Here is an 18,691-nt window from a genome sequence, read left to right as displayed (position 1 = left end):
CATGCCAGATTGGGAGATCATCCGCATTAAGGACGACCCGGCGGCGGTCGATACCCCGCGCTGGACGATCGTCTACAGCGTGCCGACCGAGTATTCGCCTGACGGAGTGTTCTCGCACTCCACGCCCAAGAGCATCCTCAACACCTACGCGGCGGCATTCGAGTACGACGTTGAGGACGAGACACAGGTTGGGTTGCTGTTCGACCATGTGATGACGCGGCCGATGCTCACGGCTCAGCGCTTCGGGCCGCCTGCGCCTGACAGCCTCGCGAAGGCGCTGGAACGGCGTGACGCCGTGGCGGATGCTCTGTCGAAGGCTGCGGAGGCGTGCAAGGGACGACAGGTCTATCTGCGTGATCCTGCCGAACTCCGCGCTGATGTCGCTGCGGGTATCGCGCACATGAAACGTGGCCTTGCCCGGTTGAAGCCGGCCGCTCAGGTTGAGTTGCACGAGGCCGGTCGGTTCGTTGGCATGGCGGATCTGGCCGAGAACCCCAAGTACATCCTCATGAGAGACATGGTGTCCCGGCTGCGGCCGGATCTGATCGAGGTGGGTCGCCGCGTCTTTCGTGAGCAGCGGGCGCTGCGGATGGCTGAGCAGACGGAGGCGCGGTGAAGGGCGAGTTCTCTGACCAGATGATCGTCCTCATCCCGGACGACACTCGGCCGCCTCCGGTGCCGTCCACGCCCACCGTGACCACGCGGCTCGGCATGATCCACGTGGCGTGGGACGGGCGCGGCAGCTTGGGCGAGCAGATGCCGTCCGACTTTGACCACATCCAGGTGTGGATGGCTGACCCGCTCGTGGCTGGCACCGCCCGGGTCGTGGACTCCATGCGGGTCACGGAGACGGTCGTCGTCGGCGGCCAACCGTACAACGCGGCCAGGGAGTTCTGGCTGAGGGCCGTGGACCGTAGTGGGAACGCTTCGGCCGACTCGGGGCACGTCACCGTGGCCACGCAGCCGCTGGTGGATACCGACCTTGTCGGGAAGGTCATCAGCGGGGCGAACATCATCAACGGCACCGTGAATGCCGCCGACGCGGTGATCGGCAACACGATCACCGGCGCCCTCGTGCAGGCGCTCGCGATCGACACCGGCCATCTGAAGGCGAACGCAGTCACGGTGGACAAGCTCGCGGCCGGGTCGGTCACTGCGAGCAAGCTCGAAGCGACCCTGACTCTGTCCACACGCGTCGTCGCGGGAAATCCTGCCGCGGCCCGGGTCGAGCTCAACTCGACAGGACTGCGCGGGTTCAACTCCTCGGGTGTGGAGACGGTCAGCCTCACCAACTCCGGTTCGTTCACGCTCCGCAGCGGAGCCACAGGCGCCCGCGTCCAGCTCGACAACACCGGGCTGAAGGCGTACAACGCCTCCAACCAGCAGACGGTGGACATAAACTCCGCTGGATTAGCGACCATCGTGGGTCAGATCTCGACCGGGTTCTCTGGCAAACGCATCGTCTTCAACCCGCCGGGAACGCTCGATCCCGAGCTTCGGTTCTATTCCTCCAGCGGCTCGTTCGCGAGGATGTGGGCGTCGGGCAGCAGTGGTGGCGCTGACGTCGGGATTGACATCGAGACCGCCACGAACTCGAACAACTCGCGAAGTCTTGTGTGGATTGAGCCACACACCATCCAGATAGCCAACTACTTCAACCGCAACGACTTCGTCACTGCCTACCTGTCGCTCGACGACACCGGAGTCCAGCTAGGTCACCGAGAGCCAGGTACGGGTGAGAACGCGTCGATCTCGATGTCCGAGGGCGATGTCTTCATCAACGGCGTCTTGTACAAGAGCTTCATCATCGACCACCCGGTAGACGCTGATCGATGGCTGGTGCACGCCTGCACCGAAAGCCCGATGCCCGGCGTGGAGTATTGGGGCGAGACCAACCTCGACGACAAAGGTCAGGCCGTGGTCACACTGCCCAGCTACTTCGAGGCGCTGACCCGCAAGGACGGGCGGTACGTGGCCGTCAATACCTGCTCTGACGGGATCAGGAACGCCTCAGCGAGCTACCCAGAGAACGGCCAGTTCACGATCTATGGCGGCGCCGGAGTGCGTGTGACGTGGCTGGTGAAGGCCATCAGGGCTGACGCCGACTCGATGCTCATCGAGCCTCTTCGTTCGGAGATCGACGTGGTCGGCGATGGGCCGTACCGCTACTACATCCCCAAGGAGCCACAGCATGGATAGCCCGGTCACCGTCCCCGCCGAGGCCGTGCTCGCAGTGACCGCCCAACAGCGCAACGATCTGATGGACGAGCTGGCCAAGGCCCACGTCATCATCGGCCAGGTCGTCGCCGAACGCGACAAGCTCGCCGAGCAGCTCCGCGCCCGCGACAGCAGCGAGGACGACGCCGAGCAGCCCACGGCCTGATCCGCCCCCGTACAACCCGAGGAGATCCTGATGGAGCTGTTCACCCCGCCTGACACCGACATGGACCTGCCGATCGGTGACGACCCGCAGAGCGGCCCCGGCCCGGACGTGGCCGCGGTGGACAAGGCCGCCGAGCTGTTCTACCGGTACGGTCACGCTGGCCGCCGGGCAATCGCGAGTGGCGGCGGGCAGGTGCAGTACCTGTCGGATCGAACGTCGATCGTGTGCGTCCGCACTGCGCCTTCTAGCGGGCCGGTGTCGTGGGTGCTCTACGCGGTGGTGGATCGGCCGACCGGGCTCCCTGGCCAGTACAAGTCCGAGCCCATCTCGGCCGTGGAGTTCGCGCAGGCGCTCGCCGCCCAGGGCCACGCGGTGGCGGTGCGCCGGTACGACAACTACGACATCACTTACTCACTGGATGGCGAGTCGGTGCCGCTGTGACAGAAGACTCGCTCGTGCAGGTGTTCGTCGTGGCCGGAACGATCGCTGGGGGCCTGGCGCTGGTCGGGGTTCTGGCCAAAGGCGGCGCCTGGCTGTGGCGGACCTTCGTGGCGTTGAAGGACTTCCTCGACGACTGGAAAGGCGAACCAGCGCGCCCCGGTGTCGAGGCACGGCCTGGCGTCCCAGAGCGGATCACCCGCATGGAGGCCGAGCTCCACCCGAACCACGGCACGTCGCTGCGGGACGTCGCCGACAGGCTGGAGGAGTCGGTGCGCCGGGTCGAGGACGGGCTGGCCGAGCACCTGCGCCAGCACCGGGACGGCGGCTGACCCCTGTTGATCGTGTTCCCCGTGCGGGACGGCGTGGACGTCGTGCCCGCCGTTCTCCCTATCCGCATCAGCGACGACGAGCTCAAGCTGACCGTCGCTGACTGGCTCGCTCTCAAGGAGATCAACATGTCGAACCCCTCACCCGAGGCGATCCCGATCCTGGACGGGCAGCTTCCGCTGCCGCCGTACGCCGACGCCGCGGTGACCGTGCTCGACCCCGACCAGGAGGGGCTTCCGCAGGAGCCCGGCAGCGCCATCGACGACGAGTACGAGGAGGTCGGCAGTTGATGGGCAAGAAGCCTGACCGGCCAACCACCGGCCGCATCGTCCGCTACCGAGGCAAGCAGGGCCTTCACGCGGTCCGCGCGGCCATCGTGACAGCCGACGTGGACACCCTCGACCCCGAAGGCGTCCGGCTCGGCGCGGTGCCCGCACTCGACAGCGACCAGCACGTCCACCTGCTGGTGTTCACACCCGGCGCGCAGGGCTCCTTCCACGAGTTCAACGTGCCGCCCGGGGACGAGCCGGGCACCTGGCACTGGCCGGAGCGTGTGTGATGGTGACGAAACCGGAAGACCGCCTCCTGGCGGCGGCCCGCTCCCAGCTCGGCACCACCGAGTCACCGACCGGGTGGACGGTGTACGGGTCGTGGTGGGCCAAACGCCACGGCAAGTCCGCGTCGTGGGCGCTGGCGGCGTGGTGCGACATGTTCGTCGCCTGGTGCGCGAACAAGGCCGGACTGCTGCCGGTGGTCGGTGATCACGCCTGGACGGTCGGCCACGCCGAGTGGTTCAAAGCGCGCGGCCAATGGGGGCACACACCCAGGCGGGGCGCGATCGTGTTCTTCGACTGGGGCGGCACCCGCGACATCCTGGCGATCGACCACGTCGGCATCGTCGAGGCGGTCCGCGACGGCGGCCGGACCATCGTGACGATCGAGGGCAACACCGAGAACCGCGTGAAGCGCCGCGAACGCAGCCTCGCCAACGTGGCCGGGTTCGGCTACCCCGCCTACCTGCCCGCGCCCGCCACCCCGGCGCCGCCCGCGACGCCGGCGCTCAACTGGACGGAGAAGATGATGAAGGACCTCCCGACCCTGCGGCGCGGCGACGGCAAGGACCCCAACGATCCGAAGCGGTGGCACGTCAAGACCGTCTTCTACCTGCTGCATGCTCGAGGGCACGGCCTCGTGGGCGGTATCGACGACACCGTGTTCAGCGGGCCGATGGACGATGCCGTCCGCGCGCTCCAGCGGGAGGCCGGGCTGAAGGATGACGGCGTGGTCGGGCCGAAGACGTGGCCCGTGCTCGTCCGCGTCTCCTGATCCTTTGGTTGACGGTACCGCCAACCATCTTCGACCTCTGGCCCGCCGTGTGCGGGCCTTCGCCATCTCTGGAGGACCCTCATGACCGGTACGACCCGTCCCAACTCGCGCACCATCTTCGGCCAGGAGCCCGCCGTCATCGCGTACGTGATGAACGCGCTGCTGGCGTTCCTGGTCACCATCCCGGCCCTCGGCCTCACCGAGACCGCCGCGGGCTACATCTCCACCATCGGCTCCGGCGTGCTCGCGCTCATCGTCGCCTGGCAGACCCGGCCGTGGGTGATCTCGACGCTGACTGGCGCCGTCTCTACGATCCTGACCGGGGTCAGCCACTTCTGGCTGGTGCTCACCCCCGCGCAGACGGCGGCGTTCATCCTGCTGCTGTCGGCAGTGCTGGGCCTGGTCCTGCGCGGCCAGGTGTCCCCGAAGTCCGGGCCGGTCGCGCACGTGGTCGTCGTGGAGGAAAAGCTGTCATAGACTCCGGCTGCTCAGACAAGAAGAGGCCCCACCCGCTCCGGCGGGTGGGGCCTCTTTCGCGTTTCCGCCGTCAGATGCCGTGCTGCCAGCGGGCGATCACCTCGTGCAGCACCTGCAACGCGTGGTCCGCGTCGTCGTCGTACATCCATGCCAGCGCGCCGCGGGCGTCGTAGTCCCATCGCCAGCCGTCGCACAGGGCGTCAAGCACGTCGGCCGCCTCGATCAGCGCGGCCAGATCGCGAGCGGCCTTGAGCGACTTCACCTGCTGGTGCCCGAGATCGACGCGCAGCGCGTGGTGGCGGCTTTCGCGCCGATGCTCCGGCAGCTCGCCGTCGAGCGGGGCGAATGTGAAGACCGCCTGCCGAGCCTGATGGTCGATCTCCAGGATCGGCGTGTACTCGTCGCGGGGGCGGCCGAGCAGGTCGTCGAGGTTGTGGGGGATGTGGATGGTGATGGGCATGACGGATCTCTCTCTCGGGGTGGTGAAGGGTGGATCTCCGCTCAGGCGGAGAGGAGAGAGAACCCCGCGTGCGCGGGGAGCAAGGCGGGTGTGAGCACCGCCAATGGATCATCCCCGCAGGTGCGGGGAGCATGGTGGGTCAGATGTCCACACTCGGCATGTCGAGCATACTTGTCGCCCGGCGCGCGTTGGGGAGCCACTGGTGGATGCGGTGCCAGGCCCGCTTGGAGCTGCCGCCCATGGGGCCGTCCGGGGAGAGCAGCTCCTGCAAGGTGTCCCACGCCTGGCGGTCGTCGGGGTCGGCGATGACGCGCGCGAGGTGGCGAGCGACCTCGATCGCGTAGCGACCGGTGCGCTCCGCGTCGTCCAGGTCGTTGGCGGGCAAGGTCACCATGAGGAACGAGTCGTACCGCCTGCCGCCGGGGCCTCGGACCCAGGCGACGGCGTCGCCGTACCGGGGCCGGCGGATGGCCTCGCACCACCATTCGGTGGCGCTGTCGATGCCGTGGTCCTCCGGGGTGATCTCGTCGGAGTTCGAGGTGCCCGTGAGGATGCGCACCTCCTCAGGAATCGGCGGGGGATGGACGGTCATGCTTGCCATGACAGGACTCCTTTCGGCTGATGGATGGGGGTCTACAGAGACATGTTCTCTTCCGTGAACCGGACTCGTACGGGGTTCGCCACGATCCGCAGCAGCTCCAGCGCTCGGCCGCGCTCGTCGGCGATGATCTGGTCGGCGGCCAGCACCCACGCCCCCTTGCCAAGCTTGAGGCGTGAGGTCTCATCGCCGGTCGCGAGCCGCGCCTGGACTGCGCGCCGGGTAACCGCGGCGGGGGAGTGGCCGACCTGGGCCAGCGTGGCGTAGATGCCGCCAGGCACCTTGCGCTCGGTGGCAATCGGCGTGCGCTCGACCAGCTCGGCCGGGTAGTACGCCACATCCAGGCGGACGACCTCCTCGCCGATGGTGGCGTGCCGGTCGCGTCGTACGACCGGGTCGCCGTCGCCGAGTCCGAGCAGTTCGGCCGCCTCGGCGCTGGCGGCTGCGGGGTGGACGTCAGTGGTGACCATGATCCCGTCCAGACCGGCGCGCTTGCAGCACTCGGACCAGGGGAGAGGGCCATGGCCGGTCGGGTTGTGCAGGATCAGGTCCACGATCTTCGGGTTCGGGTTTTGGACGATCATGCCTACGGCGGCGTTGCGGCGGATCAGTCCCTCGCTCTTGAGGATCTTGTAGACCTCGTTGAGGGTGCTGTCCGAGCCGATCAGGTAGCGTTCGCGCAGCTCCCGCGAGGATGGCAGGACGCTGCCGGGCGGGTATCGGCCGTCGAGGATCTTGGCGCGGAGGTCGTCGGCGGCCTGGACGTAGAGGGGCGTGCGCTTCTCGGCCATGCGGGCATGTTATACGTAGAACATGCGCCTGTCGAGTGGGTTACGCAGCAGTGATCAACTCGTTGAACGCCAACGCCTGCGGCTGATCCGGCCACCGCGACATCAACACCGTGTTCAGCCGCATCAGCTCGGCCCGCACCGACTGCGAGCCCGCCTCCGTCGCGATGACCAGCGCCTCGCTCGCCGTGTCCGCCGCGGCGTCCGGCGCCTGGGCGGCGGCATGGGCGTGCGCGAGCCTCGCCAGATACGACGCCTTGTCGCGGCGGTGCGTCGGCGGGATGCCGCTGATGCACTGGGTCAGCAGGTCGATCGCCTCGCCCGGACGGCCCGCCTCGAGGTACGCGGTGGCGGACTCGGCGTCCGCGAAGCTGCGTCCGTAGAAGCGTAGATACCCCGGGGTGTCCTCGCCCTTCGGCTCGTTTAGCAGCTCGTTGGCGTGCTCCATGTCGGCGTCCGGCCTGGAGCACGCGAGCGCGTGGCCGCGGGCGAGGTAGGCGTGGCCGATGCCGCGCAGCACGGGCGGGAGCGGCCAGGCCGCGCTGACTGCCTGCTCGGCCAGGTCCACGGCGGTCTGGTGGTCGCGCTGGTCGAGAGCAACCGACGCGCGCCGCAGCTGCATGTAGGTGACCATCGGGTGGTCGCCGGCGTCGAGCGCCCACAGCGCGGCGCGCTCGGCCCAGGCCAGGCAGCCGGTCACGTCGCCGGCCTCCTTGGACAGCCACGACAGATGTTCGGCGTACGCGCCCTGCACGGCGCGCAGCTTGCGCCGGGTGGCCGCATCGCTGGCTTGCCGGATCTGCTCGATCCCGTCCAGGCGACGACGGAGCGCCTCGATGTGCACGCTCGGAGGGAAAAGATGGTGGGCGTCCTGATGCCCAACGAGGAAGCGGGTGGCGTAGGCGACAGGATCCTCGTCCCGGGGCCACGTCGGACCCGACGCCGTGGCCGGCGCGGCAGGGATCACTCCGGCGCCCCCGGCCGCCAAGACCCCGAGGAGCGTGCGACGGGACAACGACACGTGGACCACCTTCCCGGCAATGCTGATCGGCACGGTGACCGTGTCCTCAGCGTAGGCGTCCCCGCCCTCTGCGGGCAGGGGGGTAGAACTCGACATCTCCAGGATGCCCGGAACATCGGCAGAGGATGGCGTTGTGGGTGTTGACAATTCTGTTGCGCAACACCCGGTGTTCGTACGCAACACCTCCAGCACTCCATTGGCGCCAAGTACCTGGTCAACGGCCTGTGTGACTTGAAGAGAGAGCAGGACGAGACCCCGCTCCGCTCGGGAGATGTGGCTGGCATCGACGTGCACGGCCCTGGCCAGACCTCGGCAGGAAAAGCCTCGCTCTTCGCGGAGATGGCGCAAGACCTGCCCAAACGCGGCGGCGGTTCCGTCTGGCATCTCGCCTCCTTGGGTGTTGCGCAACAGTCAACACCCTCACTCAACACCTCGGTTGTCAACGCTCGTTCACGGGAGCAGCGTGTTGCTCAACCCGAGATTCCGTTCGCAGGGTAACCCGGACCGTGGAGGTCTGCTATGCGCAATGCAGCGATAGCACAGTGTGCGCAAGGCGGGTCAGAACTGGTCGGCGCCTGCGGCTTGCCCGATGGGGAAGACGTGACGGCTGCCCGCGCAGATGGTCTCCAACGTGTGGATCGGGGTTCCCTCGGTGCTGTAGCTGGCGCGGATGATCTGGGCCACCCACTCGCCCGGGTCCAGGTCCAGGGTGTGCGCCTCGAACGGCGTCGCCTTGCGGATCGTCAGGACCTCGTCGGCCCGGCCAAACTGGTAACCCAGAGCCTCGATCGCGGCCTGAAGAGTCGGGAGCACGAACTCCGGCTCAGCGATCCGGGTGTCACCGAACAGGTCCTCGCGGAAGTAGCTCGTCGCGATGCGGACGGGCACCTCGTTCGCGGTCATCAGCTTCCGCCTGGCGATCACGGTGTCGCCTTCGCTGACGCCCAAGCGGGACGCGATCTCCTCCTTGGCTGGTTCGGGTCCCACGAACAGCATGCGGCGGCCAGGCTCGATGCCCTGGGCTGCGGCCTCGGTGAGGAACAGCGACTTCGACCCACGGACTGCTGGGTCTGTCGGAAGCTGACGCTGAACCAGGACACGCGGGTACGGCTCCGCTGGGCCGGCCGGGGCTTTTGCGCCCTTCGAGGTCTGGGAGACCCTGCTGGGTGTGACGCCGATACGGTCCGCGATCTGGCCGACGCTGTAGCCGCGCTCGCGTGCTTCGGCGATGGCGTGTCGTCGCATGGTGGCGGCTTCGTCCACTCGGCCTCGGGCGGAGTCGATGTACTCGGTGAGCAGGCGGCCTCGGGTGATGGGGTCGTCAACCTTGGCGATCTCATGCAGGTCCACAGAGGGGTTCCTTTCGCGAGGAGTCCCCCCTAATGTAGCGGGCCGCTTGACGAGAGCGTATGAAGGGGCCTACATTCCTATTAGAAATTTAGAGCGCTAAAACGATTGCTATGGTTGAGTCTTCCACGGGTGCAAACGAGGAAGATCAACCACGACACGGCTAAGTCATCGGCGGTGCAACGTCGGCAACTGAGCCGCCGCAACAGAACGGCCCCCGCCCTGGGCCCGGTGGTGCAACACCGGAGGGCGGAGGCCGCGATCAGGTTCTCCTCGCGAAAAGAGATCACACCTGATGTCCACCATCATCGCACCCGTGGCCGCCGCGCCCAAACCCAAGCCGGCCGCCACCCTCCAGCAGAGGCTCAAGGCTGAGCAGATCCGGCTCGCTGAAGCCACCCGCCTCCGGGGCAAATGCGTCCGCCAGAACACCGAGCAGTGGTTCCCTGACAACTGGCGAGACGCCGACGCGGAAAAGGCGTGCCGCGGCTGCTGGGTCCAGGCCGCCTGCTTCCGGCTCCACGTGATCGACGAGGCCCTGATCGTCGCCAACACTGGCAGTTCGGTCTCGACCGCCGTCCGTGGCGTGGCCGGAGGACTGACCCCGAGCAAGCGGCGCCGGTACGTGAAGGCCCTTGCCGACAAGCTCCGGGCGGAGGCGTCGGCATGATCCTCTCCGCTGACCGTGGCCCCCACATCGACAGCCACGACACCGAGGACGTCGCACCGGGCATGCCCGGCAGCGTCTGCCACCTCATGCGGTCCGCCGACGACCTGGCAATCACTTACCACGAGCGGTTCGTCACGCTCGGCGGAGACGTCGGCCCCACCGTCACCTGGACGGCGACCCGCGCCGACCACTGCCCGAGCCTGGACAGCAACGGCGTGTGGAGCTGCACCGGCTGCCACGCCACGAACGAGCCGGGCACGCTGGCCGACGCCGAGCAGCACGTCACCTCCCACAACGGGGGCGCGGCGTGAACATCACCCTCGACACGATCCTGCCCATCGTCGGTCTGCTGGTCACGATGGCGATCCCCACCGTGGGGATCGTCGCTTCGTACCGGCGCTCCCGGCCGTACACGATCATCGGTCACTGCCTCGACATCGGCATGGTCAAGGTCCGCTGGCGCGACGAGCCGGACCGGATCTACCTGTACCCCGTTGGCCGCGTGCCTTCCCGGAGAGGGGAGGGCCGCTAGATGATCGCGAAGATTGCCCTCGCCACCGTGGTCGTCGCGGCCCTCCCCATGGCGGCCAAGGGCTGCGAGGCCGACGCCCAGGCGAGCAAGACGGTCTCGGGCAGCTGCCGGGCCGGCCTGACCGGCTCGCAGGCGGCCAACGCCCGCGCGGTCCTCCAGGTCGCCGACGACATGGGCCTGCCGGAGCGGGCGAAGGTCATCGCCATCGCCACCACTCTCCAGGAATCCGACCTGGACGAGAACGAGGTTGGCGACGGCGGCCAGGCGGTCGGCGTCTTCCAGCAGCACCCGCACTGGGGCCGCAACCGCACCGATCCGGCTGCGAGCGCTCGTCGCTTCTATGCGCGGCTCGTCAAGGTCCCGCGCTGGAAGACCCGGCCGCTGACGGAGGCGGCCCAGGCAGTCCAGGGCAGCGCGTTCCCGAACGCGTACGCCAAGCACGAGGCCCGCGCGACGCGGATCGTCTCCAAGCTCACGGCTTGCATGGGAGGCGACCGATGAAGCTGTTCAGCCTGGGCCACAGCAACGGCAACCCGTGCCAGAACATCAGGAACTCGATCGGCACGCACTGCTCGCCCGATGGGGTGCCGTGCTCGATGACTCGGACTCCCCGCGGGATCGTCCACGAGATCTACCGGCTGGCCGGGCCGGTCGAGTGGGAGGCACACGCCATCGACAAGTGCCCCACCCTCGACCAGGCCGGCGCCTGGGAGTGCACCTGCGGGACGAGCCGCACCGGCGAGCCGTTCGCCAAGGCCGAGGCGCACGCCAACGCGTGCACCCGGGCCAAGGCCGCGCCGGAGATGGCGCACCACTGACCCGCCAGTACCCCCACCACCACAGATCAACATCGCCGCACCATTTGAGGAGATAACCCCGTGAACGCCCAGCCCAGCACCCACGAACACGTGAGATGGCCGCTCTATGGCCTGCTTGTGTTCTGCGGGGCCATCTCCCTGACGTTGAGCGTCATGCACGCGATGAGCAAGGCCGAAGAGGGCAACTACGCGATGGCAGTGGCAGGCTTCCTGATCGGCATCGCGCCGGTCATCGCCGCCGCCCTCCTGGCTCACCTGCTCACCGACCCCTACGCCGCCCCCGCGCTCAAGGCCGGCGTCGGACTGGTGTTCTTGGGCGGCATGGCGCTCAGCGTGAACGCACAGAAGGAGATCGTGCTGCCCTTCGTCAACGGTGACGAAGGGCTGGCCATCCTCTTCCCGCTCGTTCTCGACCTGTCCACCGTGATGGCTCTCCTGGCGCTGTCCGGGGTCGGCTACTCCTACAACCGGGCTGTCCAGTTGGAGGAACTCCGGAGGGAACTGGAGCCGGTCCTGGAGAGGGAAATCCGGGGGAAGTTCGCGGCGGAACAAGACGCCCGCGAGGCGGAACTACGGGCGGAACTCGCCAGGAACAAGGACGCGGAAATCGCGGAACTCCGGAGGGAACTCACGGAGGAACGCCGGGCGGAAGTCGCGGAGGTTCGGAGGCAACTCACGGAGGAACACGGCAGGGAACTCGCGGAGCTCCGGCAGGCGCACAGCGAGGAACTGGTCGAGCAGGAGCAGGCCCTTCGGAACGAGTTCGCGGCCCGCTGGGAGCAGGCCGAGGCCCAGATTCGGAAGGACGCCGCATCCGAAATCGAGGACCGTGTCCGGCAAGCGGAGATCGCGGCCGAGGCCCGCGTCCGACTGGAGCTCACCAGGAACGGCACCGCGAGTAAAGGGCAGCGGAAAGCGCTCGGGCGGGGCTCCAAGACCGACCGTAAGCCGCAGGTGAGCGTGCGTGACCGCGCCGCCGCCCTACTCCGCGACACCCCCGACATGAAGGCGAGCGACCTCGCCGTCGCTCTCAGCTGCTCGCCGAGGTACGCCCGCGACTTGATCGGCGAGCTGGTGCCCGGCCGTGGAAACGGTCAGGACGAAAACGGCGGCGAGGAGGTGCGTCTCCGTGCGGTCCCGTAGCCGGGGTTCTGGCGCGGCTCGCGTCGCGCTGGGGCGCCAGTTCCCGACGCAGTTCCGTCCGCGCGGGGGCTCCAGTTCCCTCCGGAGTTCCGCCCCCAGTTCCCCTTGGAGTTCCCTCCGTACCGCCCCGGAGTTCCCCCCGCAGTTCCCCTCCGGGTTCCCCGTCCAGTTCCCTTCCGAGTTCCCCTCCCGGGGGCCGCGAGTTCCCCTCCGAGCTCCCTCCGAGTTCCCCGTCCAGTTCCACTCACGGACCCCAAGGAGTTCCCCGCGATGACCGCCATCGACATCCTCGCCCGATTCATGCCGCTGCCCGTCCGGGACATGGCGACCGGCGACATCCTCGCGGGCGAACTCGTCTACGGCCCCGGCCTCGAGCCCCACCACGTGACCGTCCTCGTGGACGGGTGGACGCTGCTCGTCCCGCACGCCGACCTGGCCGGCGGCCTCACCCACGAGGTGCGGTCCGAGCTGGGCGGCGGGCTCCTGTTGAGCATGTTTCCGCAGGTCAGGGGTGAATCCGTGGTGTGGGAGCTGTCCCAGCCCGGCTCGGACGACGGGGAGCGGGTGACGGTGCTGCTCGTCGAGGTCCAGCGCGGCTGGCTGCTGCCGTACCTGTCGGCCGCCGCCGACGTGACCCCGGCCGGGGTCGAACTGCCGGTCGTGGACTGGGACTCGGAGGCTGCCCGGTTCTTCGGAGGCAACCCGTGAAAGTGACGGTCCGTAACCAGGCTCAGGGCATCCGATGCGTGGGGGAGGCCCCCACCAGGGGGTTCAGAGGACCCCCTACACGTAGTGGCGCGCTCGCGCGCCCGCGCGCCAGCGCGCGCACGCGCGAGGGCATCGTACCCGGAACTACGGACGGTCACAACCCGGAAGGTGAGGATGGCGCCCAGAGTCACCCGCGCACAGGTCCGGATCGAGATCCGGGACGAGGTCTACGAGCAGCGCAAGCGGGACGCCACTACCGGCCGGGAACTCCTCATCGCGGCCCTGGACCTGATGCTCGCCGAGATGACCGACCTGGCCAAGCTGCTGCCCGCCCGAGCGGACGAGGCATGCCGCGACCTGGCCGAAGACATCGAGAAGGTCGCCTACGACACCCGGAAGGAGGCAGACGATGAGCGGAAGAATCAGATCACCATTCGCCAGCAGGCCCACCTCCGGCGCCGCTGACACCAGCACCTCCCCGGCCGATTCCACCTCCACCGTGACCACCGCCGTGGAGGAGGAGCCGGAGGACCAGCCCGCCGAGCAGCCCGCGCCGCCACGCCCTGCTGCCTCGCCGGCCGCGCGGCCCCACCTCACGTGGCTTGACCTGCTGGAGACCCGGATGCCCGCACTCGGCGCTCAGCGGCTCCCATCGACGGCGACCGTCCGCGCCTACCACAAGGACGGCAGCTACGTGCCATGGGAGTCGGGCCTTCTCGGCGGCGTCTGCCGCCTCCACGGCGCATGGGTGGCCTTTCCCTGGTGCTTCGTCTTCACCGCCGTGGCGTGGCTGGGCGCGGGCGACTACCGGCGCCGCCTGCGGAAGTTCCGCAAGGAGGGTCTGCCCGGCCTGTACCGCTCGCAGCTGCCGCCGCTGGATGCCCTGCACGGCTTCAGCCGGGTGTGGGTCGCCTGGTGGTCGGCGGTGGTCTGGTCGAACCTCAAGGTCACGCGGCTTCCCGCGACGACCTTCTACGTGCTGATGGCCACCGGCCCGTTCTGGTGGCCACTCATTCTCTCGATCTTCACTGACTGAAAAGGACTCATCATGGAGTGGTACAACGTCCTCGCCGCCTTCTTCCTCGGCGCGGGCCTGGCCCTGGGCAAGTTCCGGCGCAAGGACAAGAGCAAGGGACACCAGCCGCGTACCAAGGTCGCGTACGGGGCCGCCGGCGCGCTGCTGCTCGCTGGGCTGTTCGGCATGCTGACCCCTGTGGGCGGCTGGTCCGCCAACCTGGGCGAATGGCTGGCGAACAGCGTCGTGATCGCCGCCCTGTCGGTCATCGCCTCCGCGACGATGATTGCGGTCGGTGTCGGGATCGACCTCAAGGACGGGGTTCCCGACAAGAGGACCTTGCTGGCCTGCCTCATCGCCCCGCAGATCGCCATGATCGCGTTCGGCGCGATATGGGGTGCGAGCATTCACACGGACATGGTCAACCAGGCTGACACGACCAAGGACAGCGTCGCGACCGCGAAAGTCGGCCGATGAGAGAGGTCGCCGCCATCGTGGTCTGCCTGCTGCTCGTGGCCGGGTGCGGGCTGTACTTCTTCAGCGCGCTACGGCGCGAGCGGGAGCAGCCCGAACCCGAGCCACAGGCCCAGCAGGAGCAGGAGCAGGGGCAGGGGCAGGAGGCACCATCGTTCGAGCCGGACCCGGCCACGACGACCGTCGAGCAGACCTTCACCAAGAAGGTCACGAACGTCGCGCTCACCTGGGTCAAGCAGAGCATCGGCGCAGGACCGGACACCAGCCGCCCGGCGATCGAACCACCCCGGCCAAAGCCCGCGCCGAAGGACGACGGGCCAGCGTGGGAGCCCCCGACCAACCTGGATGACCTGCCCGACCTGTCCGAGTGGGACGTCGAGGTGGAGGTCGATCGGGTCGCCCCGGACCAGCTTCCGCCGCCGGATCAGCCTTCGGCGGCCGAGGCCCTCGTGATCCAGCGTGGGCCACTCGACCGGGTGCGGGACTGGCTCGGCGGCGGTAGCGGCAACGCGCCGCCCCCGCTGCCGCCCGACCTGGCCCGGCCACCGGCGCTGGGTGAGGCGGACCCGGACTGGCTCGCAACGATCCCCGATCCCCGTCAGCTTCCCGAACCGCAACTACCCAGCCTCCCCACCCTCGACACGCCAGGCGGGATCGACCTCCACGTCGAGCACATCCCCGCCGTCACGGCGGTCACCGAGCCCATCGAGCCGACCGCACTCCCGCCCGCCGACCCGCCACCAGAAGCCACCGTCGCGGTCATCGAACCCGTCGAGGTCATCGCACCCGTCGAACTGCAAGGAGTGGACGACATGGACCTAGTGCCAGCCGGCCGCCGCACCATGGCCCAGGTGCCCACCGTGGCTGGCATCCGGACCGCCCTCCGCACGCTCGGCTACCGCATCTTCCGGAACTGGCTGCTCAGCTTCCGCAAAGCCAACCTCACCGACCTCGGCACCGCCCAGCACATGCACCGCCTGGCCGTCATGCAGGCGCAGCGCTGCCGGGTGAAACTGGCCGTCGCCACGAACATGCTGCTGGCCGCCCAAGCGGACGGGCTTGGCCCGAACGTGGTCCGCCGATGCCAGGAAGCATGGCTCCAGGCCCACCGCGAGGTCACGCACGCCTACCAGGCCGCCGCCGCCACTGCCGCGCTCGTTCGTGTCTCGGGCGGTGTTCCCGTCTCACTCAAGGCCGCCATCGACGCTCTGGACCGCGACCACGGCCAGATGGCCGCCGCCGCCCGCAGGATGACCGTTGCCCCGGTCCGCGACCTGCGCTGGTACCAGAACTAAGCCCGGCTGACCCCATCACCGATCGACCCTCGAAGGAGAACCTCCCGTGGCCGCCACGCCCACCGCACCGCCGCAGCCTCAACCGCAGGCCGCCGGCCCGGTGCCGCCGACCAACCCTCCTCCTCCGCCGCCGGAGCAGGAGAGCGTGTCCGGGCTGGTCGCTGCCTGGAGCTGGGACGAACTCAAGAAGCGTGGCCAGCGGTTCCGCCACACCCTCCCCGCGCACGCCACCGTCCCCGCCGTGTGGGGTGGCGGCATCCTCCTGCACGCTCTCGACGTGCCCGGCTGGCAAGTCGCCGCCGGCGCGGTGGGCGCGTACGGCGTGACTGCTCTCGTCCGCACCCTCATTCCGAAGCTGCGTGAGCGGCTCGCTTCCCGCTGGTGGTGGGCCGCCGCAGGATCATGGCTGGCCCTCGCTGCCGAGGTCGGCGCGGACGGCTGGATGCAGACCCTCATGTTCACCGGGGCCGGACTGGCGATCATCCCTCGCATCTACCGCCACCGGACCCGCATCAGCCTGCCGAACCGACCGAAGCGGCAAGCATTGGCGGCTTCTGCCCCGGCCGCGCCCGCGCCGCAGGCGGAGCAGCCGGACCCGTATGTGCTCCGCTGGGACGCCACCACCGGCAAGAAGAACCGCGGCGCACTGCCCGGCTCCAAGCTCACCAACCGCACCCCCTTCGAGTACGGCGGCGCCCGCGGCGTCCACTATCGGCTGCAACTCGACGGGCACATCACCAGCGAGGCCATAGCCGCCCGTGAGAAGGTGTGCGGCGACTTCGGCCGCACCATCGACGGCATCCAGATCGAGGAGCCCGACGACCAGGTGCTCAACGCAGCCGAGGTGACATTCCTCGACCGGCTCGCCGTCGAAGACGTCCAGTGGTGGACCCAGCCCGGCCTCGACATGGACACCGGTATCTGGAGGATCGGCCCGTTCGCTGATGGCCGCGGTGACGCTGCTCTTCAGCTGTGGGAGGTCGGGTCAGGCCCTCTGCCGGTCACCATCATCGGCGCGCAGCGCACCGGTAAGAGCACCCTGCTGCGGTCGGCCGCGTGCGAGTTCAAGGGCAAGCCGATCCGGCTGCTGTACGGCGATCCGCAGAATGGTCAGAGCTGCCCTGAGCTGTTGCCGTACCTGCCGAAGAACGGCGTCGGGCTCGGCCTGGACGGCATCAAGGTGCTGGTGGAGCACGTCCATGCGGAGATGCAGCGCCGCAGCCGCCTTCTGTCCACGGTCGAGTGGATCGACCGGCACGGCAACAAGCGGCGCGGGGTTCAGTCCTACGACCGGCCCGGTGCGCACGACCTCGACATGCTGGTGCTCGCGCTGGATGAGTATCACAAGATTGTCCGCGATCCCGACGTGGCCGCGATGGTGTACGACATCCTCGCTGAGGGCTCCAAGTGCGGCATCGTCCCATGGATCATCGACCAGAACGCCTACGTGGACTCGTTCGGCGGCGGCGACATGTTGGGCCTGCTCAACGCAGGCAATGTGATCCTGCTCCGCAACGGCTCGCCGTTCATCGCGCAGCAGACCATCGGCCAGTACATGGACGTCTACCCGCACATGATCAAGCTGACGTTCCCCGGCGGCGGGCACACGAAGGGCTGCGGCTACGTCAAGGGCGCGACCATGCGTCCGGTCATGATGCGCATCCGTGACGTGGACAACCTGCATGCCGTCCTAGGCGGTGAGCCGCCCGCGCCGATCAAGTGGTTGCCCGCCGACCCGGCCGACGCCGAAGCCGCAGCCTCCGCGAGTTCCGCCGCCGGCGTGGGCTTGGATACCGGCAGCGCCCACGGCCACGCGGACGACCTCGCTGACCTCGATGACGCCGAGCTGCCCGACCTGCCTCAACTCGGCGACGATGCGGCGGGTCTACTCGACGACCCCACCGACATCGGCAAGCTGATCAACTTCGTGCAGCTCACCCCAGGCGAACTCGCGGTTGCCGAGTCCGCGATCCTGCCGTTGCTCGACGGGGCCGATCAAGGGCTCACCATCACTGACCTGGAGCTGGCCACTCAAATGCAGCCGATGGCCGTGCTGGTGGCCGTTCGCTCCCTTGAGGGCAAGGGCGAGGTGACGCCGGTTGACGAGAAAGGCACCCGGTACTTGCGAGTCAGGAAGGCGTCATGACCGGCGTGCGGTCACGAGCCGAGCTGGGCGAGCCGGTCATGGAACGTCGGGGGATCCAGCCGCCTGCTGGGGCGGGCATCGGCTTCGCTGCGGTCGGCGAGCCACCGCAGCCCGTCCACCACGCTCTGCCGCCCCACCCAGGAGGCGGCCAGCTCGTCAGCTTCGTGCACCCGGGCACGCAGTTCGTGCGCGGCCTCGATCCGGGCACGCCAGCCGAGCACGCCGCCGATCACGCCGAGACCGCCGATGAACAGGAACGGAGCCAAGCCTGTGGCAAGGCCGAAGACGCAGAACACGCCGCTGAAAATGAGCAGAGTCGGCGCCCACTGCCCGGTCGGCGAGGGGCTGCCGAGGTGAGCGCGAGCGACGTGCACGGCAACGACACCCTTGACGACGTCGCGCGGCGCTTCGACGGCAAGCCGCTCGCCCACGGTGAGGACCGGCCGCGGCCGGTCCTGGTCTGCGCGGGCAACGGTGACGGTGTGGCCGTCCCCGATGAGCACGTCCGGATCGCGGAACTGATCGGGCACGGGGATCTCCGCGACCCGGTCGCGGACGAGCTGCGCATAGGACTCGGCATGGGAACCCTGCATGCGCGCATGGTAAGGCCGACCCCTACACGTCGTACAGGACGGAATTCCCGCAGTGATCACGATGTGCGCCTGCTGATGCGGGTGTTGATGCTGGCCGGATGGGTGGGCGTGGCCCCGCTGCTCGGTCTC

At 68.6% G+C, this 18,691-nt stretch carries 27 protein-coding genes and 1 pseudogene; 21 read left to right on the top strand and 7 right to left on the bottom strand.

Annotated features, from left to right (window positions below):
* The first annotated feature begins 1 nt into the window (after position 1).
* From AB0H84_RS45970 to AB0H84_RS45930, 9 genes are all read left to right on the top strand, one after another.
* Positions 2 to 616: a hypothetical protein gene (locus AB0H84_RS45970; protein ID WP_357619391.1), complete on the top strand. Its 615-nt coding sequence runs from the start codon at positions 2 to 4 to the stop codon at positions 614 to 616.
* A complete protein-coding gene (locus AB0H84_RS45965; RefSeq protein ID WP_357619389.1) occupies positions 613 to 2,199 on the top strand; it encodes a hypothetical protein in 1,587 nt (528 codons plus the stop codon). The genes AB0H84_RS45970 and AB0H84_RS45965 overlap by 4 nt, the downstream gene beginning before the upstream one ends.
* Positions 2,192 to 2,383, top strand: coding sequence for a hypothetical protein (locus AB0H84_RS45960; protein WP_357619387.1), 192 nt, complete (start codon positions 2,192 to 2,194; stop codon positions 2,381 to 2,383). Before AB0H84_RS45965 ends, AB0H84_RS45960 begins: the two co-directional genes overlap by 8 nt.
* Positions 2,384 to 2,413: 30 nt before the next feature.
* Positions 2,414 to 2,824, top strand: coding sequence for a hypothetical protein (locus tag AB0H84_RS45955; RefSeq protein WP_357619385.1), 411 nt, complete (start codon positions 2,414 to 2,416; stop codon positions 2,822 to 2,824).
* The gene (locus tag AB0H84_RS45950) at positions 2,821 to 3,153 is read left to right on the top strand and encodes a hypothetical protein (RefSeq protein ID WP_357619381.1); all 333 of its coding nucleotides are present in this window, start codon (positions 2,821 to 2,823) and stop codon (positions 3,151 to 3,153) included. Before AB0H84_RS45955 ends, AB0H84_RS45950 begins: the two co-directional genes overlap by 4 nt.
* 21 nt (positions 3,154 to 3,174) lie before the next feature.
* Positions 3,175 to 3,441 (top strand): hypothetical protein, encoded by a 267-nt coding sequence (locus AB0H84_RS45945; RefSeq protein ID WP_357619379.1) that lies wholly within the window; start codon positions 3,175 to 3,177, stop codon positions 3,439 to 3,441.
* Positions 3,441 to 3,710, top strand: coding sequence for a hypothetical protein (locus AB0H84_RS45940; RefSeq protein WP_357619377.1), 270 nt, complete (start codon positions 3,441 to 3,443; stop codon positions 3,708 to 3,710). Before AB0H84_RS45945 ends, AB0H84_RS45940 begins: the two co-directional genes overlap by 1 nt.
* Complete coding sequence (locus tag AB0H84_RS45935; RefSeq protein WP_357619375.1) at positions 3,710 to 4,477, top strand: CHAP domain-containing protein; 768 nt, start codon at positions 3,710 to 3,712, stop codon at positions 4,475 to 4,477. Before AB0H84_RS45940 ends, AB0H84_RS45935 begins: the two co-directional genes overlap by 1 nt.
* 81 nt (positions 4,478 to 4,558) lie before the next feature.
* Positions 4,559 to 4,954 carry a hypothetical protein gene (locus tag AB0H84_RS45930; protein ID WP_357619373.1) on the top strand — a complete coding sequence of 132 codons (396 nt, stop codon included), beginning with the start codon at positions 4,559 to 4,561 and terminating at the stop codon, positions 4,952 to 4,954.
* A gap of 70 nt (positions 4,955 to 5,024) precedes the next feature.
* Here the strand turns inward: AB0H84_RS45930 and AB0H84_RS45925 are convergent, their stop codons facing one another.
* From AB0H84_RS45925 to AB0H84_RS45900, 6 genes and pseudogenes are all read right to left on the bottom strand, one after another.
* Positions 5,025 to 5,414, bottom strand: coding sequence for a hypothetical protein (locus AB0H84_RS45925; RefSeq protein WP_357619371.1), 390 nt, complete (start codon positions 5,412 to 5,414; stop codon positions 5,025 to 5,027).
* 139 nt (positions 5,415 to 5,553) lie between these two features.
* Positions 5,554 to 6,015 carry a hypothetical protein gene (locus AB0H84_RS45920; protein WP_357619369.1) on the bottom strand — a complete coding sequence of 154 codons (462 nt, stop codon included), beginning with the start codon at positions 6,013 to 6,015 and terminating at the stop codon, positions 5,554 to 5,556.
* A 32-nt stretch (positions 6,016 to 6,047) separates the two neighbouring features.
* On the bottom strand, positions 6,048 to 6,803 hold the full coding sequence (locus tag AB0H84_RS45915) for a GntR family transcriptional regulator (RefSeq protein WP_357619367.1): 756 nt from the start codon (positions 6,801 to 6,803) through the stop codon (positions 6,048 to 6,050).
* A gap of 40 nt (positions 6,804 to 6,843) precedes the next feature.
* Positions 6,844 to 7,821, bottom strand: coding sequence for a hypothetical protein (locus AB0H84_RS45910; RefSeq protein ID WP_357619541.1), 978 nt, complete (start codon positions 7,819 to 7,821; stop codon positions 6,844 to 6,846).
* 198 nt (positions 7,822 to 8,019) lie between these two features.
* Positions 8,020 to 8,205 (bottom strand): annotated as a pseudogene (locus tag AB0H84_RS45905) (helix-turn-helix transcriptional regulator); the annotation flags it as partial.
* A gap of 174 nt (positions 8,206 to 8,379) precedes the next feature.
* A complete protein-coding gene (locus AB0H84_RS45900; RefSeq protein ID WP_357619365.1) occupies positions 8,380 to 9,171 on the bottom strand; it encodes a UTRA domain-containing protein in 792 nt (263 codons plus the stop codon).
* Between the two features lie 292 nt (positions 9,172 to 9,463).
* Here AB0H84_RS45900 and AB0H84_RS45895 point away from each other — a divergent pair, with 292 nt between their 5' ends.
* The 12 genes from AB0H84_RS45895 to AB0H84_RS45840 all read left to right on the top strand — a co-directional run bounded on the left by AB0H84_RS45895 (position 9,464) and on the right by AB0H84_RS45840 (position 17,969).
* A complete protein-coding gene (locus tag AB0H84_RS45895) occupies positions 9,464 to 9,838 on the top strand; it encodes a WhiB family transcriptional regulator (protein WP_357619363.1) in 375 nt (124 codons plus the stop codon).
* The gene (locus AB0H84_RS45890) at positions 9,835 to 10,149 is read left to right on the top strand and encodes a hypothetical protein (RefSeq protein WP_357619361.1); all 315 of its coding nucleotides are present in this window, start codon (positions 9,835 to 9,837) and stop codon (positions 10,147 to 10,149) included. The genes AB0H84_RS45895 and AB0H84_RS45890 overlap by 4 nt, the downstream gene beginning before the upstream one ends.
* Positions 10,146 to 10,370: a hypothetical protein gene (locus AB0H84_RS45885; protein ID WP_357619359.1), complete on the top strand. Its 225-nt coding sequence runs from the start codon at positions 10,146 to 10,148 to the stop codon at positions 10,368 to 10,370. The genes AB0H84_RS45890 and AB0H84_RS45885 overlap by 4 nt, the downstream gene beginning before the upstream one ends.
* The gene (locus AB0H84_RS45880; RefSeq protein ID WP_357619357.1) at positions 10,371 to 10,871 is read left to right on the top strand and encodes a hypothetical protein; all 501 of its coding nucleotides are present in this window, start codon (positions 10,371 to 10,373) and stop codon (positions 10,869 to 10,871) included.
* Positions 10,868 to 11,188, top strand: coding sequence for a hypothetical protein (locus AB0H84_RS45875; protein WP_357619355.1), 321 nt, complete (start codon positions 10,868 to 10,870; stop codon positions 11,186 to 11,188). Before AB0H84_RS45880 ends, AB0H84_RS45875 begins: the two co-directional genes overlap by 4 nt.
* 60 nt (positions 11,189 to 11,248) lie before the next feature.
* Positions 11,249 to 12,331 (top strand): hypothetical protein, encoded by a 1,083-nt coding sequence (locus AB0H84_RS45870; protein WP_357619353.1) that lies wholly within the window; start codon positions 11,249 to 11,251, stop codon positions 12,329 to 12,331.
* 270 nt (positions 12,332 to 12,601) lie between these two features.
* Positions 12,602 to 13,039 carry a hypothetical protein gene (locus AB0H84_RS45865; RefSeq protein ID WP_357619351.1) on the top strand — a complete coding sequence of 146 codons (438 nt, stop codon included), beginning with the start codon at positions 12,602 to 12,604 and terminating at the stop codon, positions 13,037 to 13,039.
* A gap of 174 nt (positions 13,040 to 13,213) precedes the next feature.
* Positions 13,214 to 13,504 carry a hypothetical protein gene (locus AB0H84_RS45860; protein WP_357619349.1) on the top strand — a complete coding sequence of 97 codons (291 nt, stop codon included), beginning with the start codon at positions 13,214 to 13,216 and terminating at the stop codon, positions 13,502 to 13,504.
* Positions 13,449 to 14,075, top strand: coding sequence for a hypothetical protein (locus tag AB0H84_RS45855; protein WP_357619347.1), 627 nt, complete (start codon positions 13,449 to 13,451; stop codon positions 14,073 to 14,075). Before AB0H84_RS45860 ends, AB0H84_RS45855 begins: the two co-directional genes overlap by 56 nt.
* Positions 14,076 to 14,087: 12 nt before the next feature.
* Complete coding sequence (locus tag AB0H84_RS45850) at positions 14,088 to 14,531, top strand: hypothetical protein (RefSeq protein ID WP_357619345.1); 444 nt, start codon at positions 14,088 to 14,090, stop codon at positions 14,529 to 14,531.
* Positions 14,528 to 15,823 carry a hypothetical protein gene (locus AB0H84_RS45845; protein WP_357619343.1) on the top strand — a complete coding sequence of 432 codons (1,296 nt, stop codon included), beginning with the start codon at positions 14,528 to 14,530 and terminating at the stop codon, positions 15,821 to 15,823. Before AB0H84_RS45850 ends, AB0H84_RS45845 begins: the two co-directional genes overlap by 4 nt.
* Before the next feature lie 46 nt (positions 15,824 to 15,869).
* Complete coding sequence (locus AB0H84_RS45840; protein ID WP_357619341.1) at positions 15,870 to 17,969, top strand: hypothetical protein; 2,100 nt, start codon at positions 15,870 to 15,872, stop codon at positions 17,967 to 17,969.
* A gap of 11 nt (positions 17,970 to 17,980) precedes the next feature.
* On the opposite strand, the gene AB0H84_RS45835 is transcribed toward AB0H84_RS45840, so the two are convergent.
* Complete coding sequence (locus AB0H84_RS45835) at positions 17,981 to 18,562, bottom strand: hypothetical protein (RefSeq protein ID WP_357619339.1); 582 nt, start codon at positions 18,560 to 18,562, stop codon at positions 17,981 to 17,983.
* Between the last annotated feature and the right edge of the window lie 129 nt (positions 18,563 to 18,691).

Source organism: Nonomuraea sp. NPDC050786, assembly GCF_040654115.1.
GTDB lineage: Bacteria > Actinomycetota > Actinomycetes > Streptosporangiales > Streptosporangiaceae > Nonomuraea.
This window is presented reverse-complemented; position numbering and strand designations above follow the sequence as displayed.

What these genes read in the sequence shown, in the direction of transcription:
- AB0H84_RS45875 (WP_357619355.1), top strand. Translation starts at nt 10,868, where the DNA reads ATGAAGCTGTTCAGCCTGGGCCACAGCAACGGCAACCCGTGCCAGAAC.
- AB0H84_RS45940 (WP_357619377.1), top strand. Translation starts at nt 3,441, where the DNA reads ATGGGCAAGAAGCCTGACCGGCCAACCACCGGCCGCATCGTCCGCTAC.
- AB0H84_RS45880 (WP_357619357.1), top strand. Translation starts at nt 10,371, where the DNA reads ATGATCGCGAAGATTGCCCTCGCCACCGTGGTCGTCGCGGCCCTCCCC.
- AB0H84_RS45925 (WP_357619371.1), bottom strand. Translation starts at nt 5,414, where the DNA reads ATGCCCATCACCATCCACATCCCCCACAACCTCGACGACCTGCTCGGC.
- AB0H84_RS45835 (WP_357619339.1), bottom strand. Translation starts at nt 18,562, where the DNA reads ATGCAGGGTTCCCATGCCGAGTCCTATGCGCAGCTCGTCCGCGACCGG.
- AB0H84_RS45935 (WP_357619375.1), top strand. Translation starts at nt 3,710, where the DNA reads ATGGTGACGAAACCGGAAGACCGCCTCCTGGCGGCGGCCCGCTCCCAG.
- AB0H84_RS45845 (WP_357619343.1), top strand. Translation starts at nt 14,528, where the DNA reads ATGAGAGAGGTCGCCGCCATCGTGGTCTGCCTGCTGCTCGTGGCCGGG.
- AB0H84_RS45930 (WP_357619373.1), top strand. Translation starts at nt 4,559, where the DNA reads ATGACCGGTACGACCCGTCCCAACTCGCGCACCATCTTCGGCCAGGAG.
- AB0H84_RS45955 (WP_357619385.1), top strand. Translation starts at nt 2,414, where the DNA reads ATGGAGCTGTTCACCCCGCCTGACACCGACATGGACCTGCCGATCGGT.
- AB0H84_RS45960 (WP_357619387.1), top strand. Translation starts at nt 2,192, where the DNA reads ATGGATAGCCCGGTCACCGTCCCCGCCGAGGCCGTGCTCGCAGTGACC.
- AB0H84_RS45970 (WP_357619391.1), top strand. Translation starts at nt 2, where the DNA reads ATGCCAGATTGGGAGATCATCCGCATTAAGGACGACCCGGCGGCGGTC.
- AB0H84_RS45850 (WP_357619345.1), top strand. Translation starts at nt 14,088, where the DNA reads ATGGAGTGGTACAACGTCCTCGCCGCCTTCTTCCTCGGCGCGGGCCTG.
- AB0H84_RS45915 (WP_357619367.1), bottom strand. Translation starts at nt 6,803, where the DNA reads ATGGCCGAGAAGCGCACGCCCCTCTACGTCCAGGCCGCCGACGACCTC.
- AB0H84_RS45890 (WP_357619361.1), top strand. Translation starts at nt 9,835, where the DNA reads ATGATCCTCTCCGCTGACCGTGGCCCCCACATCGACAGCCACGACACC.
- AB0H84_RS45920 (WP_357619369.1), bottom strand. Translation starts at nt 6,015, where the DNA reads ATGGCAAGCATGACCGTCCATCCCCCGCCGATTCCTGAGGAGGTGCGC.
- AB0H84_RS45860 (WP_357619349.1), top strand. Translation starts at nt 13,214, where the DNA reads ATGGCGCCCAGAGTCACCCGCGCACAGGTCCGGATCGAGATCCGGGAC.
- AB0H84_RS45865 (WP_357619351.1), top strand. Translation starts at nt 12,602, where the DNA reads ATGACCGCCATCGACATCCTCGCCCGATTCATGCCGCTGCCCGTCCGG.
- AB0H84_RS45895 (WP_357619363.1), top strand. Translation starts at nt 9,464, where the DNA reads ATGTCCACCATCATCGCACCCGTGGCCGCCGCGCCCAAACCCAAGCCG.
- AB0H84_RS45855 (WP_357619347.1), top strand. Translation starts at nt 13,449, where the DNA reads ATGAGCGGAAGAATCAGATCACCATTCGCCAGCAGGCCCACCTCCGGC.